Raw genomic sequence first — 6,491 nt, 5'->3', positions numbered from 1 at the left:
CGCCGGCCCCCTCCGAGGGGGCCGGCGCCTTCGTCATGGGCGACGGGCTCAGATGCCCTGCCAGTCCGGCTTGTCGGCGTACGTGTGCCGGAAGTAGTCCGCCAGCTTCAGCTTCGAGGCGGCCGCCTCGTCGACGACGACCGTGGCGTGCGGGTGCAGCTGCAGCGCCGACGCCGGGCACACCGCGGCGACCGGCCCCTCGACGGTCGCGGCGACCGCGTCCGCCTTGCCCTCGCCGGTGGCCAGCAGCACCAGGTGCCGCGCCTCCAGGATCGTCCCGATGCCCTGGGTGATCACGTGGTGCGGGACCTGCTCGATGTCGCCGTCGAAGAAGCGCGCGTTGTCCACCCGGGTCTGCTCGGTGAGCGTCTTGATCCGGGTCCGCGAGGCCAGTGACGAGCAGGGCTCGTTGAAGCCGATGTGGCCGTCCGTGCCGATCCCGAGCAGCTGGAGGTCGACCCCGCCGGCCGCCGCCAGGGCCTTGTCGTACGCCTCGCACGCGGCCTGCACGTCCTCGGCCGTGCCGTCCGGGCCCATGAACGCGTCCATGCCGACGCCCAGCGGCTCCAGCACCTCGCGGCGCAGCACCGAACGGTAGGACTCCGGGTGCTCGGCCGGGAGCCCCACGTATTCGTCGAGCTGGGCGACGCGCGCCCGGGAGGCGTCGACGGCGCCGGAGCGCACCTTGGCCGCGAGCGCCGTGTAGATGGGCAGCGGTGTCGACCCGGTGGCCACACCGAGCAGGGCGTCGGGCTTGCGTCGGAGCAGCTGGGCCATGGCCTCGGCTATCAGCTCGCCACCCGCCTGGGCGTCCGGAACGATGACAACTTCCACGCTGGGCCTGCCGATCTCAGGAGGGACTCGAAGGGCACCCTGAAGGGAGCATGTGGTTTAGACCAATCTAACAGAGCGGGGCCCTCCGGCCCAGGTGGGCGCGGCCCGCGGGTCGCCGTTCCGGCACCCCTGTCCAGGGTCCTCCCGCAAGCCGTGTGACCCGGTACGACCACCCCGAACCGGGCATGCCGGGACGAACCGGCGGTCGCCCGCTGGAATTGCCCCGGTCGACCCGCCCCGACATGAACCCACACGGGTTAGGCTGCGTGATGTATGCCAGGGCGACCGACCGGCTCGCGCCGGTCCGAGAGCCCGCCCAGAAGCGCCAACAGCGAACAAGCTCCCACGCATGGACACACCCGAGTGGTCTAGTCCACAATGCCAGGGAGTGCGTAGAACGACATACGCACCGACTTCCGTCTTCCCCGCACAGGAAGGCGGACCGAGGAACCGGAGCTCTCTGCCCTGACTGCCCCGGGTCCTCATCCTCGGCCGACCGGGACCGCACACCCCACGGCCGATATTGCTCCGGGCTGCGGTGCCGGGAGGGTTGAGGGTCCCTCTCAGGCGCCGCGGCCCGCGGGTGTCTCCGGGGCCGTACGGCCTCCCGAGGGCGGCATGCCGGCCCCGTCCGTAACCCCAGGTACGCTCGGCCTCGTGCCCTCCATGAACGAACTCGTACGCCAGCACACGGCCCTCGACGACACCGACCTCGAGTGGCTCCATCTGCTGGTCTCGGAGTGGCAGCTGCTCTCCGACCTCTCCTTCGCCGACCTCGTGCTGTGGGTGCCCACCAGCGACGGCACCCGGTACGTCTCCGTGGCGCAGATGCGGCCCAACACCGGCCCCACCTCCTACCAGGACGACATGGTCGGCCACCTCGTCCCGCGGGGCCGCCGCCCGATGCTGGACGCCGCGCTCGACGAGGGGCGCATCGTGCGCGAGGGCGACCCGGAGTGGCGCGAGGAGGTCCCGGTCCGCGTCGAGTCGATCCCGGTGCGCCGGGAGGGCCGCGTCCTCGGCGTCATCGCCCGCAACACCAACCTGCTCACCGTCCGCACCCCGAGCCGTCTCGAGCTCACCTATCTGCAGAGCGCCTCGGACCTCGCGCAGATGATCGCGGCCGGCTCGTTCCCGTTCGCCAACCAGCAGGTCGACATGGACGCCTCGCCGCGGGTCGGCGACGGCCTGATCCGCGTGGACGCCGACGGCGTCGTCCAGTACGCCTCCCCGAACGCCCTCTCCGCCTACCACCGCCTCGGCCTCGCCGCCGACCTGGTCGGCCACCACCTGGGCCGCACCACCGCCGAACTCGCCCCGACCCACGGGCCGGTGGACGAGGCGCTCGCCAAGGTCGCCAGCGGCTGGGCGCCCCGCGAGTTCGAGATCGAGTCCGACGACGGCGTCATCCAGTTCCGGGCGATCCCGCTCAAACCCAAGGGCATCCGCATCGGTTCGCTGGTACTGCTGCGGGACGTCACCGAACTGCGCCGCCGCGAGCGTGAGTTGATCACCAAGGACGCGACGATCCGGGAGATCCACCACCGGGTCAAGAACAACCTCCAGACGGTGGCCGCCCTGCTGCGCCTCCAGGCCCGGCGCATCGAGTCCGACCGCGGCCGCGAGGCCCTGGAGGAGGCGGTCCGCCGGGTCGGCTCGATCGCCATCGTGCACGAGACGCTCAGCCAGAACCTCGACGAACGCGTCGAGTTCGACGAGATCGCCGACCGGGTGCTCGCGATGGTCGCCGAGATCTCGCCCGGCAAGGTGACCGGCCGGCGCACGGGCCGCTTCGGCATCCTGGACGCCGAGGTCGCCACCCCGCTGTCGATGGTCCTGACCGAGGTCCTGCAGAACGCGCTGGAGCACGGGTTCCGCGACGGCGACACCGGCACCGTCGAGGTGTCGGCGGTCCGCGGCGGGACGACCAAGCAGGCGCGCCTCCTGGTCACCGTCCAGGACGACGGCGTCGGCCTGCCCGAGGGCTTCGACCCGCACACCGCGGGCAACCTCGGCCTGCAGATCGTACGGACGCTCGTCGAGGGCGAGTTGGGCGGCTCCTTCGACATGGTCCCCGCGCCCGAGCGCGGCACCCGGGTGATCCTCGACATCCCGGTGCGGGCGACCAAGTAGCCCCGGCCGGGGGAGCGGCCGGCGGGGGAGCGCGGACAGCAAAGAGCCCCGGACCAGAAGGTCCGGGGCCAGTGCTCATTGCTGCTCGTCAGCAAGGCGATGGGTACCCCCTGCTCGACCGGGGCCGAGGGACGGGGGAGCATCGGGGGTACTGCGCGCTGCGGCTCGGGGGCGGGAGATGCGTACGCGCTGTACGCGCCGCCAAGCTCAGGCTGTTGCTGCGGGGTGGGAGTGTCAGGCGGAGGCCTGACGAGCCCGGTTGCGGGCGGCGCGGCGCTTCATGGCACGGCGCTCGTCCTCGCTGAGACCACCCCAGACGCCGGAGTCCTGACCGGACTCGAGCGCCCACTGCAGGCACTGCTCGATAACCGGGCAGCGACGGCAGACGGCCTTGGCTTCCTCGATCTGCAGCAGCGCAGGACCGGTGTTGCCGATGGGGAAGAAGAGCTCGGGGTCTTCCTCGCGGCAAACGGCGTTGTGACGCCAGTCCATGGCTGCTACCTCTCCTTGATTACATGCGGGTTGCTTGTGAATGTGAACGCTTTCACGAATCCCTCAACAAGTGAAGGGCCTACCGCCAGGTTTCCCGGCGTGGGTCCTGTGAGTTGAAGGGGATTCTGGTGATCAGTGGAGGCCGGTCTTGCGGGCCGTCCCGATCGCCATGTAGAGACTCGCAAACCTCGGCGGCGGATACAACCCCTTCCGGAAAGTTTTTTTTGATTCCTCGGTGTCGACTAGGTCACAGCCGTACTTCCATGGGGTGGATCCTGGCCTAAACGTTCGAGTGAAAGGACTTTCGCCCGTTCCGCTCACACAATCACACGCAGTGCACGGCGTACGCCTGTGAACGTCACGCTCGTACGCAGCCCCAGATGGTCGCCGTCCATCTGAAGGGGCAGGGGGACCTTCGAATGCAAGGTGAACCGGTCCAGATCGTGCAGGGAGACCGCGTGCTTGCCATGGGGTCCCCGCTCGGGGGACGAAGTGAGCAACTGCGTCGCATACCGGGCAACCGCGACCGTGGACATCCGGCTGAGACCGAGTACGTCGAGACCGGTATCGAACGAGGCCTTAGGTGCCGCGTACACGGGGCGATTGAGCAGATACGTCCACGGAGCGGTGTTGCAGACGATGGACAGCACCAAATCGGTCACCGGGTCCTCGCCCGGCCGCTCCAGCGTGATCGTGCCGTGCCGGCGGTTGGGCTCCTGGAGGAACTGGCGCGCCACCTGGCGCAGATACAGGGCGTGCGTGGACCTCCTGCCCTGCTCGCGCTGCTGCTCGACCCGGCCGACGACCCCCGCGTCGAAGCCGAGCCCCGCGCAGAAGGTGAACCACCGGCCCGGCACCGCCTCGTCGGCGGTCCCCGGGGTGCCGGCGGCTATCCCCATGCCGACCGTGCGCTCGCTGCCCTCGCGCAGGGCGTCCAGCAGGGCGCCGGTCGCCTCGACGGCGTCGTTCGGCAGCCCGAGGGCGCGGGCGAAGACGTTCGTGGAACCGCCGGGGACCACCGCGAGACGCGGCAGTCTCTCCGGATCGGGGCCCTTGTGCAGCAGACCGTTGACGACCTCGTTCACCGTGCCGTCGCCGCCGAGGGCGACCACGAGGTCGATGTCGTCGCTGTCCGCCGCCTGCCGGCCCAGGTCGCGCGCGTGTCCGCGGTACTCGGTGGTGACCGCCTCCAGCTTCATCTCGCTGGCGAGCGCATGGATCAGGACATCGCGCGTACGTGCGCTTGTGGTGGTTGCCGCCGGATTGACCACGAGAAGTGCACGCATGACTGGCAGGGTACCTACTGGGGGGTACCGGGCACAGGCCGAGGTGGCGATCGACCGGGGCGACCCGCGTGAGCCTCGCCACGGGGAACCGGGGAGAAGGCACCTCGGCCGGAAAGGGGCCCCGCCCGGACGGCTACCCTTCAAGGGTGACCAAGCAGCAGACCCCCGCTCCCGAGGAAACCGCCGGTCCGCGCCCGCGGCGGCTGACCTACGCCGCCGTGCTCACCGCCCTGGAGGGGCTGGGACTGGCCGTCGGCGGTGTCTGGGTGCTGGTGCTGGGACTGACGGGGGACCCCGACGACCGTCAGCAGGCCGTCACTCTCGGTGTCACGCTCGTCGTCCTCGCCCTGCTGCCGCTGCTCGCCGCGCGCGGACTGCTCGCCCTGCGCAGCTGGAGCCGGGGACCGTCCGTGATCACCCAGATCCTGGCGCTGCCGGTGGCCTACAGCCTGCTGCAGGCCGACAGCATCGCCATCCCGGTGGGCATCGCCGTCGCCGCCGCCGCGATCGCCACGCTGGTCTTCCTGCTCAGCCCGTCGACCACGCAGGCCCTCGGCATCCGGCGGCCCGGCGCCGAACCGGGCGAGCGGTAACCGGCCCGCCCGGAACCGGCCGTCACTCCTCCACGAGGAGCTTCTCCCGAAGCTGCGCCAGCGTGCGCGCCAGCAGACGCGAGACGTGCATCTGGGAGATGCCGACCTCCTGCGCGATCTGCGACTGGGTCATGTTGCCGAAGAAGCGCAGCAGCAGGATGCGCTTCTCGCGCGGCGGAAGGTCCTCCAGCAGCGGCTTGAGCGACTCGCGGTACTCGACGCCCTCCAGCGCCTCGTCCTCCGCGCCCAGGGTGTCCGCGACCGCCGGGGACTCGTCGTCGGTGTCGGGGACGTCCAGGGACAGCGTGGAGTAGGCGTTGGCCGACTCCAGGCCCTCCAGGACCTCCTCCTCCGAGATCGCCAGCTTCTCGGCGAGCTCGTGGACCGTGGGCGAGCGGCCGTGCAGCTGGGACAGCTCCGCGGTGGCCGTCGTCAGCGCGAGGCGCAGCTCCTGCAGCCTGCGCGGGACGCGGACCGCCCAGCCCTTGTCGCGGAAGTGCCGCTTGATCTCGCCGACGACCGTCGGCGTCGCGTACGTCGAGAACTCCACGCCGCGGTCCGGGTCGAAGCGGTCGACCGACTTGATCAGCCCGATGGTGGCGACCTGGGTGAGATCGTCGAGCGGCTCGCCGCGGTTGCGGAAGCGGCGCGCGAGGTGCTCCACGAGCGGCAGATGCATCCGGACCAGCCGGTTGCGCAGCTCCGCGTACTCCGGGGTGCCGTCCTGCAGCCCGCGCAGCTCGATGAACAGGGCGCGCGCCCCGCTGCGGTCCTGCGGGTCGTGGCGTGTGGCCTGCGCGCCGCGCGCGCCGGCCGCCCGGTCCTCGGCGTATCGCTCGTGCTCGCTCATCGTCCCGCCCGTCGCCCTCTCCCGAGCCCTCGCCGCCGGCCGGGCCGGGGAGACCCCGTTGCGCCCGGGTGCGGGCGCGCCCTGCACGGCACCCTCGTCATCCCGCCCGTCGTCCAGGAGGCCGGTCGCCACGGAGTCGTCCTCCGGGTGCGGCCGGGCCTGCTCGGGGATGCCGTCGATGCCGTCCGCCATGCGGCGGGAACCGCTCGGGCCGCTCGGGCCCGCCCCCAGGCTCCCGGCTCCGTCGGAGCAGGGGGAGGTGCCGTCCGGCAGCTCCCGTGTGCCGCGCTCTTCGTCCCGCAC

6 protein-coding genes are annotated in these 6,491 nt (G+C 71.3%); 2 read left to right on the top strand and 4 right to left on the bottom strand.

Annotation, left to right across the window (positions count from 1 at the left end; translation table 11 throughout):
• Window positions 1-48: 48 nt before the first annotated feature.
• Window positions 49-834: a glucosamine-6-phosphate deaminase gene (nagB, locus tag ACFV46_RS18305; RefSeq protein WP_376729100.1), complete on the bottom strand. Its 786-nt coding sequence runs from the start codon at window positions 832-834 to the stop codon at window positions 49-51.
• 666 nt (window positions 835-1,500) lie between these two features.
• On the opposite strand from nagB, the gene ACFV46_RS18300 reads away from it, so the two are divergent.
• Window positions 1,501-2,967, top strand: a complete 1,467-nt coding sequence (locus ACFV46_RS18300) for a PAS domain-containing sensor histidine kinase (RefSeq protein ID WP_361926246.1) — start codon at window positions 1,501-1,503, stop codon at window positions 2,965-2,967.
• 234 nt (window positions 2,968-3,201) lie between these two features.
• Here the strand turns inward: ACFV46_RS18300 and ACFV46_RS18295 are convergent, their stop codons facing one another.
• Both ACFV46_RS18295 and ACFV46_RS18290 read right to left on the bottom strand, forming a co-directional pair.
• Window positions 3,202-3,459, bottom strand: coding sequence for a WhiB family transcriptional regulator (locus ACFV46_RS18295; RefSeq protein WP_003992873.1), 258 nt, complete (start codon window positions 3,457-3,459; stop codon window positions 3,202-3,204).
• A gap of 317 nt (window positions 3,460-3,776) precedes the next feature.
• Window positions 3,777-4,745 carry a diacylglycerol kinase family protein gene (locus ACFV46_RS18290; RefSeq protein WP_062668216.1) on the bottom strand — a complete coding sequence of 323 codons (969 nt, stop codon included), beginning with the start codon at window positions 4,743-4,745 and terminating at the stop codon, window positions 3,777-3,779.
• A 146-nt stretch (window positions 4,746-4,891) separates the two neighbouring features.
• On the opposite strand from ACFV46_RS18290, the gene ACFV46_RS18285 reads away from it, so the two are divergent.
• Window positions 4,892-5,338 (top strand): hypothetical protein, encoded by a 447-nt coding sequence (locus ACFV46_RS18285; RefSeq protein ID WP_283286237.1) that lies wholly within the window; start codon window positions 4,892-4,894, stop codon window positions 5,336-5,338.
• A gap of 22 nt (window positions 5,339-5,360) precedes the next feature.
• Here the strand turns inward: ACFV46_RS18285 and ACFV46_RS18280 are convergent, their stop codons facing one another.
• Complete coding sequence (locus ACFV46_RS18280) at window positions 5,361-6,491, bottom strand: RNA polymerase sigma factor SigF (RefSeq protein WP_361925932.1); 1,131 nt, start codon at window positions 6,489-6,491, stop codon at window positions 5,361-5,363.

The organism is Streptomyces sp. NPDC059852, assembly GCF_042731455.1.
Taxonomy (GTDB): domain Bacteria; phylum Actinomycetota; class Actinomycetes; order Streptomycetales; family Streptomycetaceae; genus Streptomyces.
Note: the sequence above shows the minus strand (reverse complement) of the source record. Positions and strands in the feature narration are given on the sequence as shown.